13 protein-coding genes are annotated in these 18,504 nt (G+C 38.6%); 10 read left to right on the forward strand and 3 right to left on the reverse strand.

The features are described from left to right. Nucleotides 1-148: 148 nt before the first annotated feature. Both BQ5341_RS01765 and BQ5341_RS01770 read right to left on the reverse strand, forming a co-directional pair. Nucleotides 149-1,867: an ABC transporter ATP-binding protein gene (locus BQ5341_RS01765; RefSeq protein ID WP_071130342.1), complete on the reverse strand. Its 1,719-nt coding sequence runs from the start codon at nt 1,865-1,867 to the stop codon at nt 149-151. Further along, entirely contained in the window at nt 1,864-3,585 is a 1,722-nt protein-coding gene (locus tag BQ5341_RS01770) for an ABC transporter ATP-binding protein (RefSeq protein WP_071130343.1), read from the reverse strand. The genes BQ5341_RS01765 and BQ5341_RS01770 overlap by 4 nt, the downstream gene beginning before the upstream one ends. A 106-nt stretch (nt 3,586-3,691) precedes the next feature. Here BQ5341_RS01770 and BQ5341_RS01775 point away from each other — a divergent pair, with 106 nt between their 5' ends. Then, nucleotides 3,692-4,528 (forward strand): putative ABC transporter permease, encoded by an 837-nt coding sequence (locus tag BQ5341_RS01775; protein WP_071130344.1) that lies wholly within the window; start codon nt 3,692-3,694, stop codon nt 4,526-4,528. A 321-nt stretch (nt 4,529-4,849) separates the two neighbouring features. Beyond that, the gene (locus BQ5341_RS01780) at nt 4,850-6,286 is read left to right on the forward strand and encodes an NCS2 family permease (RefSeq protein WP_071130345.1); all 1,437 of its coding nucleotides are present in this window, start codon (nt 4,850-4,852) and stop codon (nt 6,284-6,286) included. Between the two features lie 151 nt (nt 6,287-6,437). On the opposite strand, the gene BQ5341_RS01785 is transcribed toward BQ5341_RS01780, so the two are convergent. Then, nucleotides 6,438-6,629, reverse strand: a complete 192-nt coding sequence (locus BQ5341_RS01785) for a YjzD family protein (RefSeq protein ID WP_071130346.1) — start codon at nt 6,627-6,629, stop codon at nt 6,438-6,440. Nucleotides 6,630-6,706: 77 nt separating this feature from the next. On the opposite strand from BQ5341_RS01785, the gene dnaE reads away from it, so the two are divergent. The 8 genes from dnaE (at nt 6,707) to BQ5341_RS01825 (ending at nt 17,956) form a co-directional block, all read left to right on the forward strand. Next, a complete protein-coding gene (dnaE, locus tag BQ5341_RS01790; RefSeq protein WP_407920124.1) occupies nt 6,707-10,048 on the forward strand; it encodes a DNA polymerase III subunit alpha in 3,342 nt (1,113 codons plus the stop codon). 183 nt (nt 10,049-10,231) lie between these two features. Then, nucleotides 10,232-11,194 (forward strand): 6-phosphofructokinase, encoded by a 963-nt coding sequence (pfkA, locus tag BQ5341_RS01795; protein ID WP_071130347.1) that lies wholly within the window; start codon nt 10,232-10,234, stop codon nt 11,192-11,194. Nucleotides 11,195-11,251: 57 nt separating this feature from the next. Beyond that, nucleotides 11,252-13,018: a pyruvate kinase gene (gene pyk, locus BQ5341_RS01800; protein ID WP_071130348.1), complete on the forward strand. Its 1,767-nt coding sequence runs from the start codon at nt 11,252-11,254 to the stop codon at nt 13,016-13,018. Nucleotides 13,019-13,178: 160 nt separating this feature from the next. Then, nucleotides 13,179-13,715: a YceD family protein gene (locus BQ5341_RS01805; RefSeq protein ID WP_071130349.1), complete on the forward strand. Its 537-nt coding sequence runs from the start codon at nt 13,179-13,181 to the stop codon at nt 13,713-13,715. 59 nt (nt 13,716-13,774) lie between these two features. Continuing rightward, nucleotides 13,775-13,954, forward strand: coding sequence for a 50S ribosomal protein L32 (rpmF, locus tag BQ5341_RS01810; RefSeq protein ID WP_071130350.1), 180 nt, complete (start codon nt 13,775-13,777; stop codon nt 13,952-13,954). A gap of 135 nt (nt 13,955-14,089) precedes the next feature. Next, entirely contained in the window at nt 14,090-15,508 is a 1,419-nt protein-coding gene (gene gnd / locus BQ5341_RS01815) for an NADP-dependent phosphogluconate dehydrogenase (RefSeq protein WP_071130351.1), read from the forward strand. A 163-nt stretch (nt 15,509-15,671) separates the two neighbouring features. After that, nucleotides 15,672-16,358: a response regulator transcription factor gene (locus tag BQ5341_RS01820; protein WP_071130352.1), complete on the forward strand. Its 687-nt coding sequence runs from the start codon at nt 15,672-15,674 to the stop codon at nt 16,356-16,358. Between the two features lie 17 nt (nt 16,359-16,375). Further along, on the forward strand, nt 16,376-17,956 hold the full coding sequence (locus tag BQ5341_RS01825; RefSeq protein ID WP_106396159.1) for a HAMP domain-containing sensor histidine kinase: 1,581 nt from the start codon (nt 16,376-16,378) through the stop codon (nt 17,954-17,956). The last annotated feature ends 548 nt before the right edge of the window (nt 17,957-18,504 follow it).

Raw genomic sequence — 18,504 nt, forward strand, 5'->3', positions numbered from 1 at the left:
TTATTTTTTATTTATGAGTTAAGTATAGTGAAAGCGGAATCGCTCCGCAATGGGAAATTGCACAAGAAAGCCTTTACTGATTTCGGCAATCTGCCAAAAAATGAAAAGAACCGCGATATTGTTTTCAATCGCAGTTCTTTTTTTTATTTTAAGCAAATTGAGCGTGGTACAACTGATAGTAAACGCCTTTTTTAGTTAAAAGTTCTTGGTGGGTGCCACTTTCAACAATCGTTCCGGCATCCATGACGACAATTAAGTCGGCATTTTGAATAGTGGCTAGGCGATGGGCAATCACAAAACTCGTTTTGCCTTCCATCATCGTGTTAAAACTTTTTTGGATTTGTTTTTCCGTCAGCGTGTCCACATTACTTGTCGCTTCATCTAAAATTAAAAGCGGCGGATTTTTTAAAATTGTTCGAGCAATGGTCAGCAGTTGCCGTTGCCCATTGGAAATTGAAAAATCTTTTCCTAAAATCGTTTGATAACCATTGGGTAACGTTTTAATAAAATGATCAATGCGGGCTTGTCGGCAAGCGTCTTCCAGTTGATCTTGCGTCGCTTCAGGATTTCCGAAGCGTAAATTATCAGCAATGCTGGCATTCATCAACCAGGTTTCTTGCAAGACTAAGCCAAAATATTCTCTTAAACTTGTTCTGGAAAATTCTGTAATGGGCTGATTATCAATTAAAATTTGCCCAGCATCTACTTCATAAAAACGCAAGAGCAAGTTAATTAAAGTCGATTTTCCAGCGCCAGTTTTTCCAACAATAGCCACTTTTTGCCCGGGTTGCACTTTTAAATTTAAATCAGTAATTAGCGTTTGATTTTTTTCATAGGAAAAATCAACATGAGAAAATTCAATTTGACCAATAATTTCTGGGAAATGAGCTGTGCTAGTGACAATTTCTGGGGTGGCATCGAGAATCATAAAGCTGCGGTCGAGTCCGACTTTGGCAGTTTGCAATTGGGTCATCAGGCCAGAAAGTTCAATAATTGGCTTAGAAAATTGCCCAGCATAAATCGTAAAGCTAGATAAAATACCAATTGACATCGCATTAGGATGCTGAAAATAAAACCAAGCGGCCACAAAGGCAATTGCCACGTAAGCCAAATGATCTACAAAGCGGGCCGCCGGATTAGTTAAAGACGATGCAAATTGTGCTTGTTGCCCTGTTTGATAAAGTTTTTGATTAGTAGTATCAAAAAGATTTTGGCGAACATTTTCTTGTTGGAAGGCTTTAATAATTTTTTGACCAGTAATGCCTTCATCGGCAATGCTGGCTAGTTGCCCTAGCATTTCTTGTTGGGCGAAAAAAGTTTTTTGTGAATGCTTTGCCACTAAGAAATTTACTAGAAAAATAAGTGGTGTGGTGGCTAGCAAAGTTAAGGTGAGCGCAGGCGACAAGCTTAGCATAAAAATCAGACCGAGAACAATCATCGCCACTCCTTGAAATAATTGAGTAAAAATGGCAGTAATCGCCACAGAAATATTGTCCATATCATTCGTAAAACGACTGACTAAATCCCCATGACTGTGCGTGTCAAAAAATTTCACCGGCAATAAATCTAGATGAGTAATCGCCTTTGTTCGTAAAGCATGAACACTTTCATAAGCCATTTTATTAGCAAAATATTGCGTGAGATACTGGGTCAGACTAGTGCAAATAATAAGTAAGGCTAGGCGCCACAAAATAATTTTTAAAGCAGAAAAATTCACCGCACCTTGGCCAATTAATAGGTCGACTGCTTTTCCTAAAAAATAAGTCGTAGTGACACTAGCTAAGCTACCAATAATTCCCGTGACAAATCCCCAATAAAGAGCGGATTTTGGTTTGAGAAATAGTTTAAAACGACGGATGTTTTTCATTGGGCATCCTCCTGTTGTGAGGCGTAAATTGCTTGATAGACGGAACAAGTTTCAAGTAAGGAGTCATGAGTGCCAAGGCCTGCTTGATGACCATTATCTAAAACTAAAATTTGATCGGCATGAATTAAAGAAGAAATCCGCTGAGAAATAATGATTTGGGCAGTCTCGGGATAATTTAGAGCGAGTGCTTGTTGGACTTGTCGTTCCGTTTGGTAATCTAAAGCGCTAGTGGCATCATCTAAAATTAATAAGGCCGGATGTTTCATTAAGGCGCGGGCTAAAGTTAGCCGCTGCTTTTGTCCGCCGGAAAAGTTTTGCCCGCCGGCTTCAACTGGGGTATCAAAAGTTTGCGGAAGTGATGTTACAAAATCAAGAGTTTGCGCACTTTGTAATGCTTTGGTCATGGCTAGGATATTTGCGGTGCTACCGAATGCTAGATTTTCAGCAATCGTTCCGGAAAATAAAACTGCCTGCTGAAAGACCACAGCTAATTGCTCAATTAATTGCGCTTTTTCTAAAGTTAAAATATTTTTCTCAGCAAAATAAATTTCGCCACGGCTCGCTTCATATTCATGAAAAATTAAAGGAATTAAAGAAGATTTTCCACTCCCCGTGCCGCCAATAACACCTAATGTGCCGCCTTTTTTTAAAGAAAAAGAAATATCGGTGAGTACAAGGCCGCTTTCTGTCGTGTAACGAAAATCAACGTTTTGAAAAGTTAAAATATTTTTATCGTCAGCAAGTACATCGACTATTTCATGTCCGACTGTCAAAGTATCTTTATCGGCCAACACTTCTGCTACCCGTAAGCCTGATGCTTGGGCGCGGGTAAAAAGCACCACTAAATTAGCCACCACAATGAGCGCTAGTAACATTTGTGACATGTAATTAATTAGCGCCAAAATCGTTCCTTGCGTCAGGTGACCGACATTGACTTGTTGGCTACCAAAGAAAAGTAAGGCGATGATGCCGAGATTTAATAGAAAACTCGTAATCGGGGTGAGCAACGCAGAAAGATTGGCCACTTTTTCATAAGAAATCGCTAAAGACTTGGAGATTTTTTTAACTAAACCAGTAGCCAGATCAGTTTTAGTAAACGAGCGAATCACCCGGACACCAGTTAAGTTTTGCGATAATTGCTCATTAAAGTTATCGAGATTTTTTTGAACTTTAGAATAAAGAGGAACTGAAAAATAAATAATCAACCCTAAAACAATGGCAAAAATGGGTAAAACGGCTAAAAAAATCAAACCTAACTGTCGATCTAAATAAAATGCTAGCACTACCGAACCAATACTTAAAAAAGGGGCTCGCACAAACAAGCGAATAAACATCGCCAGAGCCGTTTGTACTTGGGTAATGTCATTGGTGAGTCGATTGACTAAAGTTTTCGTACCGAAATGATCTAATTGCTGATAAGAAAATCCGTTAATTTTTTTCATTAAAGCACTGCGTAATTCGGTGCCAAATCCTTGTGAGGCAATCGAGGCAAAATACTGACAAATAATTGCACTAATCAGTCCGAGAATGGAAAGAGCCAACATCCATAATCCGTAGCGCCAAGCTGTTGCCGGATTATTTTTATTTAATCCTAAGTCAATCATGCGTGCCAACAAGAGTGGGAGTAATAATTCAAAGACCGCTTCTAAAAATTTAAAAAATGGTCCGAGAAATATTTCCTTTCGATATTTTTTGGCAAATGGTAATAATTTAAACAAGCTGACCCCTCCGTTTCATTCCTTATTTTTACATAGTTGGCGATATTTGCAAAGGACAGTAAGTGAAAAATTTGCTACAATGACAAAAAGAGCGGAGGTTGAGTGGATGTTTGAGATGTTGGTCATCATTTTATTATTTTTTATGTATTCATTTCTCGGTTGGAGCTGGGAGACGGTCTATGTTTCGTTACGGCAAAAACATTTTGCCTATCGGGGATTTTTATTTGGTCCGATTACGCCGATTTATGGTTTTGCTATTTTAGGTGTGCTGTATTTTTTAGAACCGCTGCAAAATAATGTCGGCCTGCTGTTTGTAGGCGCGGTGGTGATTTGTTCGGTGGCAGAATATGTAACGAGTTTTGCTTTAGAAAAAATGTTTCACGCTTCTTGGTGGGATTATCATGATGTCCCGTTAAATGTTAATGGGCGCATTGCTTTACCGATTTCACTTTTTTGGGGACTGGCTTGTCTAGGAATTGTTTATTACGTTCAACCACTTTTTTTACAAGGAGCGCAATTTGTTTTACGCAAAACAGGCCCTTGGTTGCCTCTAACGCTTACGGCAATCACAATCGCCGATCTGATAATGACTGTAAAAAATATGGTGGCCTTTCAAAAAGCGGTGGCGGCTATCAACGCCTCTTTGGCTGAAAAAGTTCAAGAGGTCACTAGTAATTTAGAAGAAGTGAAAACAAGCATTGCTGAAAAGCGGGATAATGCCGAAAGTTTATTAAATAAACGACGTCAAAAATTAGCCCAGTGGCGAGAAGATTTATTTACTCAGCCAGAAAAATTATTAAAAGTGCCCCAATTTAATTTCCATCAACGGCGCTGGTTGAAAAACTTCCAACGGTTAGAATTGAAAAATTCCGCCCTCTCCTCAGAAGAAATCCGTAAATTCATCAAAGAACGCCAAGCAAAGTTCACCGATAAAAAAAGGTAAATTTTGGGTGTTCAGTACTGTAAGAAAATAGGAAAATGGTGTAAGAGTGAGCATCACTCTGGAGGCATTTTATCTTTTTCTCTAAGTGCTACCCAAAGTTCACCGATAAAAAAAGGTAAATTTTGTCTGATAAAGTCGATCTACACTAAAAAAAGCCACAGAAAAAAGTCTTTTACTTTTTTCTGTGGTTTTTTCTTCCACGCTAAAAGACGAACAATAATAAAATTCTATCTATTAATTTACGAATTACTCTTGTGTCTCCGGACAAAAGGAACTAAAGTAAAAGAATCTTCCAGTTAATGGAAAAAAGGAGAGTGCCTCGTGGAAAAATTTTTTCAGCTTAAGAAGAACAAGACAACTGTTTCAACAGAAGTAATGGCCGGTCTCACCACGTTTTTTGCAATGAGTTATATTTTATTTGTTAATCCGGAGGTCCTCGGACAAGCAGGGATGCCAACTCAAGCGGTATTTCTAGCAACGATTATTTCAGCAGTTATTGGTACGCTAGTGATGGGACTTTTTGCCAACGTTCCGTACGCGCAAGCACCGGGAATGGGTTTATCGGCCTTTTTCACTTATACAGTGGTTATGGGCTTAGGTTATTCGTGGCAAGAAGCTTTGGCGATGGTTTTTATTTGTGGACTGATTAATATTTTAATTACTGTCACTAGAATCCGTAAAATGATTATTGCGGCCATTCCTGAAAGTTTGCAACACGCCATTGCAGGTGGGATTGGGATTTTTGTAGCGTATATCGGATTGAAAAATGCTGGCTTTTTAAATTTCACTTCTGATCCAGGAACGTATTCGGTTTTAGGCGATGCTAATGCCGGCAGCGGAACGGTAATTAGTAGTGGCGGAATCGTACCGGCGCTCGCCGCTTTTAACTCTCCAAAAATTATTTTGGCAGTTCTAGCACTTATTTTAACCATTATTTTACTTGTCTTAAAAGTGAGAGGAGCGATTTTAATTTCGATCGTCGCTTCAACCGTTTTGGCGATTGTCATGGGTGTAGTGGATGTTTCGGCAATTGATTGGCAAGGCAATTCATTAGGAAATGCTTTTTCAGAATTGGGAACGACTTTCGGGGCAGCCTTTGGGTCAAACGGAATGGGTTCACTGTTTTCAAATGCCAGCAAAATTCCCCAAGTTTTAATGACGATTTTAGCCTTTTCATTAGCGGATACTTTTGATACGATTGGTACTTTTATTGGTACTGGACGAAGAACAGGTATTTTTTCAAAAGAAGACGAAGAAGCAGTTGATGCCGCTAGCGGCATGAAAACAAAAATGGATCGCGCTTTGTTCGCTGATGCGATTGCGACTTCCATTGGCGCCATCTTTGGGACAAGTAACACAACAACTTATGTAGAATCAGCAGCCGGCATTGCAGCTGGCGGTCGTACCGGGTTAACTTCGGTAGTGACAGCGGGATTATTTTTACTCAGCAGTTTATTCGCACCCGTTTTAGCTATCGTGCCTACTCAGGCAACTGCGCCGGCTTTAATTTTAGTCGGAGTAATGATGATGGCTTCCTTTAAAAATTTAAATTGGCCAGATTTTGACGAAGCTGTGCCTGCCTTTTTCGCTTCCATTTTCATGGGCTTTAGTTATTCTATTTCTAACGGGATTGCCGTTGGGTTCCTATTATATACGTTAATCAAAGTAGTCAAAGGGCGCGCCAAAGAAATTCCGGTTATTTTATGGATTGTCGATGCACTGTTTTTATTGAATTTTATTATTTTAGCCATTCTATAAGTAAATTACAAAATATCTCCACGAAAAAAGTCGGCCTAGTAGCCGACTTTTTTTGTTCTCTTTTCCATTTTTCAAAAAAAGGGTATAGTGGAAACAATGAGATGGAAAATAAAAAAAGCTCTGGTGGATTCACCAAAGCTTAAGTTAAATCTTATTCATTTTTTGCAGTTTTCTTCTGGTCTGGTTGAGCAATAAAGCCAATTCCTACCACTAATAAGCCAGCAATCAATGAAACAACGGTGGTCATTATAGGATCATATACTTGATGATTTAACGCACCGCCAATATAGCCCACAATTTGTCCTAAAAGCATCGCCCAAAAAACGACAATAACGTAACGCATGGATAGGCCCCCTTTTCATTATGTATTCTAACATGTTTTTCTAATTTGTAAAATAAATGTTCACTAAAAAAATGGAGGTGATTTTTTTGTTTCCCCAAATACATACGACAAGTGCTTTTTCCTTATTAAAATCCACCATTCGGCTACCTCAATATATTCAACAAGCTAAAAAATTTGGCTATCAAACATTAGCTTTAACAGATGAAAATCAACTATCAGGTGCCTTAAGTTTTTGTTCACTAGCACAAAATGCCGGCCTGCAACCAATTATAGGTGTGGCTCTTTCTTATATTTACCAAGAAAAAACTGAAAAAATCCTTTTGTATGTGGAAAATCAAACCGGCTATGAAAATATTTTGCGCTTAACGACCTTAACGCAATTTAATGGCCCCATGCCACTAGAGACGATTTTAGAAAAAGTAGCCGGTCTTTTTGTCGTTTTACCGAGTGATAATCCGGCTTTTGTTCTTAGCGGCGGGGGGCAAAAAAAAGCGGCGCGCTTATTTTTGCAACAGTTTGAAAAAATTTCTCATTTTTCAGTGGGGCTAGAAGTCCAATTAGAAACTTCGGATGTAATAAAGATGCAACAAGATAATTTTTTAGAACTTTTAGCCGAAGAAAAAATAGCTTGTCTACTATTACATGAAGTCGCTTATTTAAAAGATACGGACGCCTTTTCCTTAGAAGTTTTGCACGCTTTAGATACTGGCGAAAAATTAGATTTACCCAATACTACTAAAACGGGAAATCATTTTTTATGGTCCCAAGAGCAGTGGCAAAGTGCGCTAGAAGAGGTGACTACTAGTGGAATTCATCAAAAGTTGTGGCAACAAGCGCAAGAAAATACATTGCGTTTTGCTAGCTATTTCGATTTTACACCGGCACTTCATCAAAATTTATATCCACAATTTCCTTTACCAACAGAAATCACGGCGGCGAGTCATCTTAAAAAATTAGCCAATGAAAAAATGCCTCAACGGGTAAAAGAAATCACGCCAGCTTACCAAAAACGTCTGGATTACGAACTTTCAGTCATTGAACAAATGGGTTTTGCGGATTATTTTCTAATTGTGGAAGATGTTTTACATTTTTGTCACACCCATCAAGTAATGACTGGCGCAGGTCGGGGGTCGGCGGCCGGTTCTTTAGTGGCATTCGTCTTAGAAATTACTGATGTCGATCCTTTGCAATATGATTTGTTATTCGAACGGTTTTTAAATCCCGAACGAAAAAATATGCCAGATATTGATATTGATTTGCCAGACAACAAACGGGAATTTGTCTTGCAATATGTCGCCGATAAATACGGGCGCGACCAAGTAGCCCAGATTGCCACATTTGGCACTATGGCAGCAAAAATGGTTTTAAAAGATGTCGCTCGGGTTTTTGGACTTTCGACAAGTGAGGCCAATCAATGGAGTAAAGCTATTCCCAACATTTTAAAAATTACGTTAAAAGAAGCTTACCGGCAGTCCAGCACTTTAAAAGAACTGGTCAACGCCAATGAAAAAAATACATTGCTCTTTCAAACGGCCCTTACTTTAGAAGGATTGCCTCGGCATATTTCCACCCATGCGGCCGGTGTGGTGATTGGTTCAGGTCCACTAGTTCAATGGGTGCCGCTTCAAACCGGCGCCAATCAAATTGCGTTGACTCAATTTACTATGGGGAACGTGGAAACGGTTGGTCTATTGAAAATGGATTTTCTAGGACTGAAAAATTTATCTATTTTACAAGATGCCGTAGATAATGTCAGTCAAACAATCGGTCGCACGTTTGACGTTCATGAGATTCCTTTTGACGATCAAGAAACGTTGAAATTATTTGCCAGAGGTGACACTAGTGGAATTTTTCAATTTGAATCTAATGGGATTCGTTCAGTTTTAAAACGTCTGAACCCAACCACTTTTGAAGATGTGGCGGCAGTCAACGCCTTATATCGACCAGGTCCCATGGAGAATATTGATCACTTTATTCAACGAAAAAAAGGGCTGGAAAAAATTACTTACCCCGATGAATCACTTTCAGAAATTTTAGGCAATACGTATGGCATTATTGTTTACCAAGAACAAGTTATGCAAGTGGCCAACCGACTTGCCGGCTTTACTTTAGGCCAAGCAGATATTTTGCGACGGGCCGTTTCGAAAAAAAATCAAGCCGTCCTCGATGCCCAGCGGGATATGTTTGTCAAAGGCGCAGTCAAACTCGGTAAAAAAGAAGCCGTCGCCCAACAAGTTTACGATTATATTGAACGGTTCGGAGATTATGGCTTTAATCGGTCTCATACTGTTGCTTATAGCTTTGTAGCTTTTCAACTTGCTTATTTAAAAGTGCATTATCCAAAAGCTTTTTTCACCGCCATCTTAAATTCTGTCAGCAACAATGACACAAAAATTAAAAATTATTTAGGCGAAGCTCGGCGTTCAGGCGTAAATATTTTACCGCCGGATATTAATCAGTCGTTTGCTAGATTTACCCAAGTACCCACGGGAATTCGTTTTGGTCTAGGCAAAATCAAAACCGTCCGCCGCGATTTTCTTAAAGAAATTTTAGCGACACGTCGAGCGGATGGACCTTTTACTTCATTAGAAAATTTTTTATTTCGAATTGATAATAAGTGGCTGAAAGAAGAAACTATCGGGCCATTAATTATGGTGGGCGCTTTTGATACGCTCCATAAAAATCGCCGCCAACTAATTAGTCAGTTAGGGGGCATCATGAATAATATTATTTTTGCCGCTGGATCAATGGATTTACTAACAGTGATGACTTTAAAAGAAAATGAAATCAATGATTATACTTTAGAAGAACGCCTTGATTTGGAAGAAGAATACTTAGGGACTTATTTATCCGGACATCCGATTGAAGCAGCCAATGCTTTTCAAGAAAAATATCAAACAACCCAGATTGCTGATTATCAAGTCGGACAAAAAATTCAAAGTTTTATCTATATTAAAGAGATTAAAAAAATCCGCACGAAAAAAAATGAACAAATGGCTTTTGTAATCGCAATGGATAATAGCGGTGAAACGAGTTTTACGATTTTTCCACAGCTGTTTCGCCAACATATTGCTTTATTACAAGAAAAACAAATTATTTTTGTTACTGGTAAAGTCGAAATGTCTCGTTATCAAGAGCAACTGCAAGTCTTAGTCGAAAGCATTGAGAGCTTTGAAGAAATTCTTTCGGCTAACCAAGGGCGATTGTATTTACAACTGCCAGAACAAGCCGGCATCCTGAAAAAAATTCAAACTATTCTTGCTAACTCCTCGGGAAATACAGCAGTCATTCTATATTTTCCGCAGCAAAAAGTCACTAAACAATTAACTAGTCAATATAATGTCGCCGTTACTGAAACATTGCTAGGTGAATTAAAAGAATTATTAGGAGCAGAAAATGTTGTTAGCAAAGATTTATGAAAAAATTGCCATGTAAACGACGGGCAAACGATATTTTTACTCAATTTTCAAGACAAATTTGTTCTTTAATGGTAGAATATACCTCGAGCGATGAAGATTTAGTGAGGGCAAAATGTGCTATGGCGCCTGCAACTAAATCAATAACTTGTCACAGACAAGATTTTATTTGAAGAGGTGAAGGAAATGAAGCGTATCGGTATTTTAACCAGCGGGGGAGACGCTCCGGGAATGAATGCAGCTGTGCGTGCCGTTGTCCGTAAAGCTATTTATGATGGCTTAGAAGTTTATGGAATCAATTATGGCTTTGCTGGACTTGTTGCTGGTGATATTCGCCGTTTAGACATTGCTGATGTCGGCGATAAAATCCAACGAGGTGGAACATTTTTATATTCGGCTCGCTATCCTGATTTTGAGTTTGAAGAAGGCCAATTAAAAGGCATCGAACAACTTAAAAAATTCGGGATTGAAGGCTTAGTAGTGATTGGTGGCGATGGCTCTTATCATGGGGCAATGCGTTTAACCGAACATGGCTATCCAACAGTCGGTATTCCTGGAACCATTGATAATGATATTCCGGGAACAGATTTTACAATTGGGTTTGATACAGCAATCAATACGGTTTTGGAATCTCTTGACCGCATTCGCGATACCGCCACAAGTCATGTGCGGACATTTGTGATTGAAGTCATGGGTCGTAATGCTGGTGATATTGCTCTTTGGAGTGGTGTAGCTGGTGGAGCGGATGAAATTATTATCCCTGAACATAACTTCGATATTGCCGAAGTGGCTCGTAAAATTCAAGAAGGCCGTGACCGTGGCAAAAAACATTGTTTAATTGTTTTAGCTGAAGGTGTCATGGGCGGAAATGAATTTGCTGAAAAATTGAGCGAATATGGTAATTTCCATGTCCGTGTTTCTATTTTAGGACACGTCATTCGCGGGGGAGCTCCTTCTGCTCGTGATCGTGTGTTAGCTTCAAAATTCGGCTCTTATGCCGTTGAATTACTAGAACAAAATCGTGGCGGCTTATGTATCGGCGTTGTCGGTGGCAAAGTTGTTGCAGCAGAAATCATTGATACCTTGGAAAATCATAAACATCAACCAGATTTGAGTTTATACGAGCTAAACCAAGAGATTTCTTATTAACCTTGAAAAATGGCAAGAAATTGCTATTAATAAATAGAATTGGAGCGATATTATCTAATGAAAAAAACAAAGATCGTTAGTACTTTAGGACCTGCCAGTAATGATGTAGAAACAATTGCAGCTTTAATTGAATCAGGTGCCAATGTTTTCCGTTTTAACTTTTCACACGGAGACCACGAAGAACAATTAGGACGGATGACATTAGTTCATGAAGCTGAAAAGAAAACTGGCAAAACTGTTGGTTTATTATTAGATACAAAAGGTGCTGAAATTCGGACAACTGTTCAAGGCACAGAATCAGGAAAAATTGAATTTGAAGTAGGCGACGAAGTTCGTATTTCAATGGACGGCGAACATGTTGGATCCAAAGAAAAAATCGCTGTTTCTTATCCAGGACTTTTTGATGACGTTCATGTGGGCGGCCATGTTTTATTTGATGATGGCTTAATCGACATGAAAATCTTAGAAAAAGATGATGCAATGCGTGAATTAGTAACAGTTGTTGAAAATGCTGGACTTTTAGGTTCTAAAAAAGGTGTCAATGCACCTGGCGTTTCCATTTCTTTACCTGGGATTACTGAAAAAGATGCTGACGATATTCGTTTTGGTTTAGACAACGAAATTAGCTTTATCGCTGCAAGTTTTGTCCGCAAAGCTTCTGACGTTTTAGATATTCGTGAAATTTTAGAAGAAAAAGATATGGGCCATGTCCAAATCTTCTCTAAAATCGAATCTCAAGAAGGTATCGATAATATCGACGAAATTTTAAAAGTTTCTGACGGTATTATGGTTGCTCGTGGCGACATGGGTGTGGAAATTCCACCAGAAAACGTACCAATGGTTCAAAAACGGATCATCAAAAAATGTAATGCGTTAGGCAAACCAGTTATTACAGCTACGCAAATGTTAGAATCTATGCAACAAAATCCTCGTCCAACACGCGCTGAAGCATCTGACGTTGCTAATGCTGTATTTGACGGAACTGATGCAACAATGCTTTCTGGTGAATCAGCTAATGGGGATTACCCAGTAGAAGCTGTTGCTACGATGGCTCGGATCAACGTAAAAGCTGAAGAAGCTTTAAGCGAATTAAAGAGCTATGAAATCAATCAATTTGATAAAACTGATGTAACTGAAACTGTAGGAGCTGCTGTGGCTACTGCTGCTAAAAATCTTGGCGTGAAATTAATCGTTGCTGCAACTGAATCTGGTTACACTGCACGGATGATTTCTAAATACCGTCCTGATGCTGATATTTTAGCCGTTACTTTTGACGAACGTACGCGTCGTGGTTTGACAGTTAACTGGGGTGTTTACTCCACTGTTGCTCAAAAACCAGCTAACACGGATGAAATGTTTGAATTAGCAACTAAAAAAGCTGTTGAAACTGGCTTAGCTAAAGAAGGCGACTTGATTTTAATTACAGCTGGCGTTCCTGTGGGCGAAAGCGGCACTACTAACATTATGAAAGTTCAACTTGTTGGTGGAAAATTATTAGACGGTCAAGGCGTTGGTACACAAACTGTTCATGGTAAAGCTGTTGTTGCTCATTCAGCTCAAGAAGCTAATGAAAAAATGCAAGAAGGCGCCATTTTAGTTGTTCCAACAACGGACAAAGATTATATGCCAGCGATTGATAAAGCTGCTGGTTTAATCGTTGAAGATGGTGGCTTAACTAGCCATGCAGCTGTTGTAGGAATTGCTAAAGATATTCCTGTTATCGTTGGTGGTGCAAATGCAACTGGCGTTGTAACTGATGGTGAAGTAATCACGATCGATCCTCGTCGGGGCCTTGTTTACCGTGGCGAAGTAACAGCTATCTAATTTTTTTCAACTAGATAAATTTATGGAGCTGCAGGATTAGCCGAAAGCTAACCTGCAGCTTCATTTTTAAAAAAAGCTTGTCTTTTATCCGTCAAGAATTTTACGTTGACAAGGAATAGTCAAGCCTGTATAATTGCTAATGTTGCTTAGAGGTGAAACGATGAAATTTTCAGTCCAAGAATTACTTAAACATATTCAAGAACCGATAGAAATCTCGGAAACCTTAGATGTGAAAAAAGATTTACAAGCGCGCTATCCAGAAATACTGGACATTACGCCAGTAGTTGTTTCCGGTTTGCTGATTCCTAGTAAATCAGATACAGTAGCTCATTTGCAAATTCAAGCAACACTCACTCTTCCGTCAAGTCGTTCCCTTGAACCAGTAGAACTTGCGATGGATTTTACCATCGATGAAGTTTACTTAACACATGCTCAAGCGCAGATGACTGACACTTTAACTGATGAAGTAATTATCGTTGAAGGACAAACAATTGATCTTGTGGAAGCAGTGGAAGATTATCTTTTATTAGCCATTCCAACGCAAATTTTAACGCCGGAAGAAATTGCCGGAAAAAATTTACTGAAGGACGAATTTTGGGAAGTTCTCACTGAGGATGAATACGAAATACGTCAGGCTGAAAAAGACCAACAAATTGATCCGCGCCTAGCAAAATTAAAAAATCTTTTAGAAGATTGATAATTTTCTAGATTGGAAATCGCAGTTTTCTGCAGGAAATTTTAAGGAGGTAGATAGTTGTGGCAGTACCAGCAAGAAGAACTTCTAAAGCAAAAAAAGCAAAACGCCGGACACATTATAAATTGACCATCCAAGGTCTAAATCCTTGTCCAAATTGTGGCGAATTGAAACGTTCACATCACGTTTGTGCCAACTGTGGCCAATACGACGGTAGTGAAGTTGTCGCTAAACAAGCTTAATTTATTAAGCTGCAACTAAATAGTTTGCTATTTAGTAAAATCTCAAGCCAACCATGGGGCTTGAGATTTTTTTGTTTAGCATTCGTTGTATTTAGGCTATAATGAGTCGTAGATAATTTAAAAGGAGGATATAAGATGAGTTTGCAACAAATTGGTGTCGTAGGAATGGCCGTAATGGGCAAAAATTTAGCTTTAAATATCGAAAGCCGCGGGTATTCTGTTAGTCTTTTTAACCGGACGGGCTCAAAAACTAAAGCAGTAGCTGAGGAACATCCTGATAAAAAATTATTTCCAACGTATACAGTGGAAGATTTTGTAAAATCTCTTGAAGTGCCACGCCGTATTATTTTAATGGTTAAAGCTGGTGGGCCAACCGATGCGACGATTCAAGAATTATTGCCACTTTTATCTGTTGGAGATATTTTAGTCGATGGCGGCAATACTTTCTTTAAAGATACGATGCGTCGGAATGCCGACTTAGCGAAATCCGGTATTAATTTTATTGGTATGGGCGTTTCCGGTGGCGAAGAGGGAGCTTTAAAAGGTCCTTCACTAATGCCTGGCGGACAAAAAGAAGCATATGCTTTGATTGAAGATATTGTGGAACAAATCGCCGCGGTCGCTCCTGATGGAAAACCTTGTGTTACTTATATTGGACCCGATGGCGCTGGTCATTATGTAAAAATGGTTCATAACGGGATCGAGTATGGCGATATGCAATTAATTGCCGAAAGTTATGATCTTTTGCAACGGGTATTAGGTCTAGATACTGCTGAAATTCAAGAAATTTTTAGCGAATGGAATAAAGGCGAACTTGATTCTTATTTAATTGAAATCACGACTGATATTTTAACTCGCCAAGACGAACTAACTGGCAAACCAATTGTCGAAGTGATTTTAGACGAAGCGGCTAATAAAGGAACCGGTAAATGGGCCTCACAATCGTCACTAGATTTAGGCGTGCCACTGCCGTTAATTACTGAATCAGTTTTCCAACGTTTTATTTCTTTTTACAAAGAAGAAAGAGTCGCTGCAAGTACTGTTTTGTCCGGACCAGAGAGTGTCGAAGCTTCTGGCAATAAGTCAGAATTAGTAGAAAAAATTCGCCAAGCATTGTATTTTTCAAAAATTATGAGTTATGCTCAAGGTTTTGCTCAATTAAAAGCGGCTAGTGATGAATATGATTGGGATTTACCATTTGGACAAATCGCAAGTATTTGGCGGGCTGGTTGTATTATTCGTGCGCGGTTCTTACAAAAAATTACCGACGCATATGACCGCAATCCGCAATTAGCGAACTTAGTGATGGATGAATATTTCACCGATATCACTAAAAAATATCATCAAAGCTTGCGTGACGTAGTAGCTCTTGCTGTTCAAGCAGGTGTTCCGGTTCCGGCTTTTGCTTCAGCGATTTCTTATTACGATTCATATCGTTCTAGTGTGTTACCAGCTAACTTAATCCAAGCACAACGGGATTACTTCGGTGCCCACACTTATCAAAGAAATGATCGTGAAGGAACCTTCCATTACGATTGGTATACAGAACAATAAAATATTTTAAAAAAAAGAAGCCGCGATGCTTCTTTTTTTTAGAAAAAATAGCCGATTCGCTTGCACTTTCTAAATTTTCGTTTACAATTAAAATGAGAAAGATTAAAAACAACCAAGAACCCTGGGGTGAGGTTTTAAATCGCACATAGAGAGGAAATCCGCTGTGAGTAATATTTTAATTATTGAAGATGAAAAAAATCTCGCTCGTTTTGTAGAATTAGAATTAAAACATGAAGGCTACAATACGGAGAGTCAATTTAACGGTCGGACTGGACTAGAAGCTGCTTTAGAAAAAGATTGGGATGCCATTTTACTAGACTTAATGCTGCCTGAACTTAATGGCCTGGAAGTTGCTAGACGGATTCGTCAAGTGAAAAACACACCGATTATTATGATGACTGCTCGTGATTCAGTGATTGATCGGGTTTCTGGTTTAGACCACGGGGCCGATGATTATATCGTTAAGCCATTTGCCATTGAAGAATTATTAGCGCGCTTGCGGGCCTTATTGCGCCGCATTGATATTGAAGGCGATAAAAATTCTTCCAAACAAACAACGGTTACTTACCGCGATTTAGTAATTGAAAAAGAAAATCGTGTCGTTCGTCGGGGTGGCGAAATGATCGAACTTACTAAGCGTGAGTACGAATTGCTTTTAGCTTTAATGGAAAATGTGAATGTTGTTTTAGCCCGCGATGTTTTACTTTCTAAAGTCTGGGGCTATGAGTCTGAAGTGGAAACCAATGTAGTGGATGTTTATATTCGCTATTTGCGGAATAAAATTGATGTTCCCGGTGAAGAATCTTATATTCAAACAGTTCGCGGCACCGGTTACGTTATGCGTTCATGAAAAAAATAGCAAAAAAAATGAAAAAACTTGCAATTAAAGGCCCTTCTTTAACAGTTAAATGGGCCTTAGCAAGTTCTTTCTTTATATTTGTGGTCTTTACGATTTTTGCGGTGTTCACGTATAAAACAACTTCCAATTTAATGATTGGGCGGGAACGGAATAATTTAGCAAAAACTATGGACCAACTGGTGGATCGTCTTTCGGTTAGTGAAAGCGAACTTACTTACTTAAGCGCCATCCATCAGCTGACAGAAGTCAACACGTATATGCCTAATAATAGTGCTAGCCAAAATAATCCGGAAAACCAGACTAGCCCGGATAATCAAACGGATCCAGAAAACCAAAATAGCCAAGACAGTCAAAGCAGTCAAAGCAGTTCGAATGCCGATAGTAATTTACCAGAGTACAACAGCTTTGTTTCGGATTTGTCGCAGCCGGAATTATCGGTCTACGTCTATAATCGCTCTGGCAAATTAATTTTTAATTCCCAAGGAGAGGCTCTGGAATTAGCGGCTACTCAAAAAAAGGAACCGACTATTGTCACAAGACAAGACAAAACTGGTTTTATTACTGTTGTTCCTATTTATAGTCAAAAAGCTAAAAATTTAGTTGGTTACGGTCAAGCATTTTATGATTTGTCGCCATTTTTTGAAATTCAAGAACGTCTTTTGACGACATTAATCATTTTAGAAGTCATTTCGCTATTACTAAGCTCAGTCTTAGGCTTTTTCTTATCGTCTTATTTCCTAAAACCAGTCAAAGTTTTGCGCGACACGATGGATACCATTCGGCGCGACCCGCAATCTATGGTTAAAGCACCAGTGTTAAACACCCACGATGAGCTGGCCGACCTTTCAGAAATTTTTAATGAAATGATGGAACGGATGCGGCGCTATATCGAACAACAAGAACAATTCGTGCAAGATGTTTCTCATGAACTTAGGACGCCGGTCGCGATTATCGAAGGACATTTAAAATTATTAGATCGTTGGGGGAAAGATGACCCAGAAGTACTAGAAGAATCATTAAGCGCCTCCTTGCAAGAAATTTCCCGCATGAAGATGTTAGTTCAAGAAATGCTAGATTTGTCCCGGGCCGAGCAAGTAGACATTCAATATTACGATAAAACGTCAGAAGCTAAAGAAGTTGTCCACCAAATTTATCACAATTTTGAATTGCTGTACCCGGATTTTAAATTTACGCTAGATGATGAGCTGGATCAAGAAGAAACGGTAGCCATTTATCGTAATCACTTTGAGCAAATGATGATTATTATTCTAGACAATGCAGTAAAATACTCTACTAAGCGTAAAGAAGTTCATATTTCGATGGATAAAGGGACGCGCTATTTGGAATTAGCAATCCAAGATTTTGGAGAAGGGATTCCAAAAGATGAAGTTGAAAAGATTTTTAATCGATTTTATCGCGTCGATAAAGCACGGAGCCGCAACCAAGGAGGCAATGGTCTCGGTTTAGCCATTGCTAAACAACTGATTGATAATTACAAAGGAAAAATTCATGCCGAAAGTGTTTTAGGTTATGGCACGGTTTTCCGAATTTTTCTACCAATTGTCCCTAAAAAAGAAATAGATTCATAATCGAAAGCTCGCCTAATTGGCGAGCTTTTTCGTTATTTGAAAACTACAAACGTTTTTGTGTGTTTCAAGAGTTTTTAGGTTACCTTTTCTATTATTATCGAACTATATACTTGCAAAGAAAAGTAACGTCCGCTTTTTCAAAAAAAGATAAAAATTTGTAATTTAATTGTTGCTTTTTTGGCAAACTCTTGGTATATTTAAATACGTCGCTTGAGTAATTAACTAACTTATCTCAACCTTTGCAACGCTTCATAATTTTTTTTAAAAAAATTAAAAAAAGTCGTTGACAGAGAATTATTGTTATGTTAAATTATTAAAGTCGCTGAAATAACTTTTCAACTTCCTTCAAAAATAAAATAAAAAAGTTCTTGACTTTCACTTTTACTTTTGATAAGATATAAAAGTTGCTAACGCGACAAATAAGTGAATGTAGACCTTTGAAAACTGAACAAAGTGAAAACGAACCAAATTGTGTAAGGACGTTTTGATTAGTCAAAACAACCAAAAAGCAACAAAATTTTTAAGCGAGCAATCGCTAGTGTAACAAA

Origin of the sequence: Enterococcus timonensis, assembly GCF_900104595.1 — a bacterium.
Classification (GTDB): Bacteria; Bacillota; Bacilli; order Lactobacillales; family Enterococcaceae; genus Enterococcus_J; species Enterococcus_J timonensis.

What these genes read in the sequence shown, in the direction of transcription:
- BQ5341_RS01765 (WP_071130342.1), bottom strand. Translation starts at nt 1,867, where the DNA reads ATGAAAAACATCCGTCGTTTTAAACTATTTCTCAAACCAAAATCCGCT.
- pyk (WP_071130348.1), top strand. Translation starts at nt 11,252, where the DNA reads ATGAAAAAAACAAAGATCGTTAGTACTTTAGGACCTGCCAGTAATGAT.
- BQ5341_RS01805 (WP_071130349.1), top strand. Translation starts at nt 13,179, where the DNA reads ATGAAATTTTCAGTCCAAGAATTACTTAAACATATTCAAGAACCGATA.
- gnd (WP_071130351.1), top strand. Translation starts at nt 14,090, where the DNA reads ATGAGTTTGCAACAAATTGGTGTCGTAGGAATGGCCGTAATGGGCAAA.
- BQ5341_RS01785 (WP_071130346.1), bottom strand. Translation starts at nt 6,629, where the DNA reads ATGCGTTACGTTATTGTCGTTTTTTGGGCGATGCTTTTAGGACAAATT.
- BQ5341_RS01825 (WP_106396159.1), top strand. Translation starts at nt 16,376, where the DNA reads ATGAAAAAACTTGCAATTAAAGGCCCTTCTTTAACAGTTAAATGGGCC.
- BQ5341_RS01775 (WP_071130344.1), top strand. Translation starts at nt 3,692, where the DNA reads ATGTTTGAGATGTTGGTCATCATTTTATTATTTTTTATGTATTCATTT.
- pfkA (WP_071130347.1), top strand. Translation starts at nt 10,232, where the DNA reads ATGAAGCGTATCGGTATTTTAACCAGCGGGGGAGACGCTCCGGGAATG.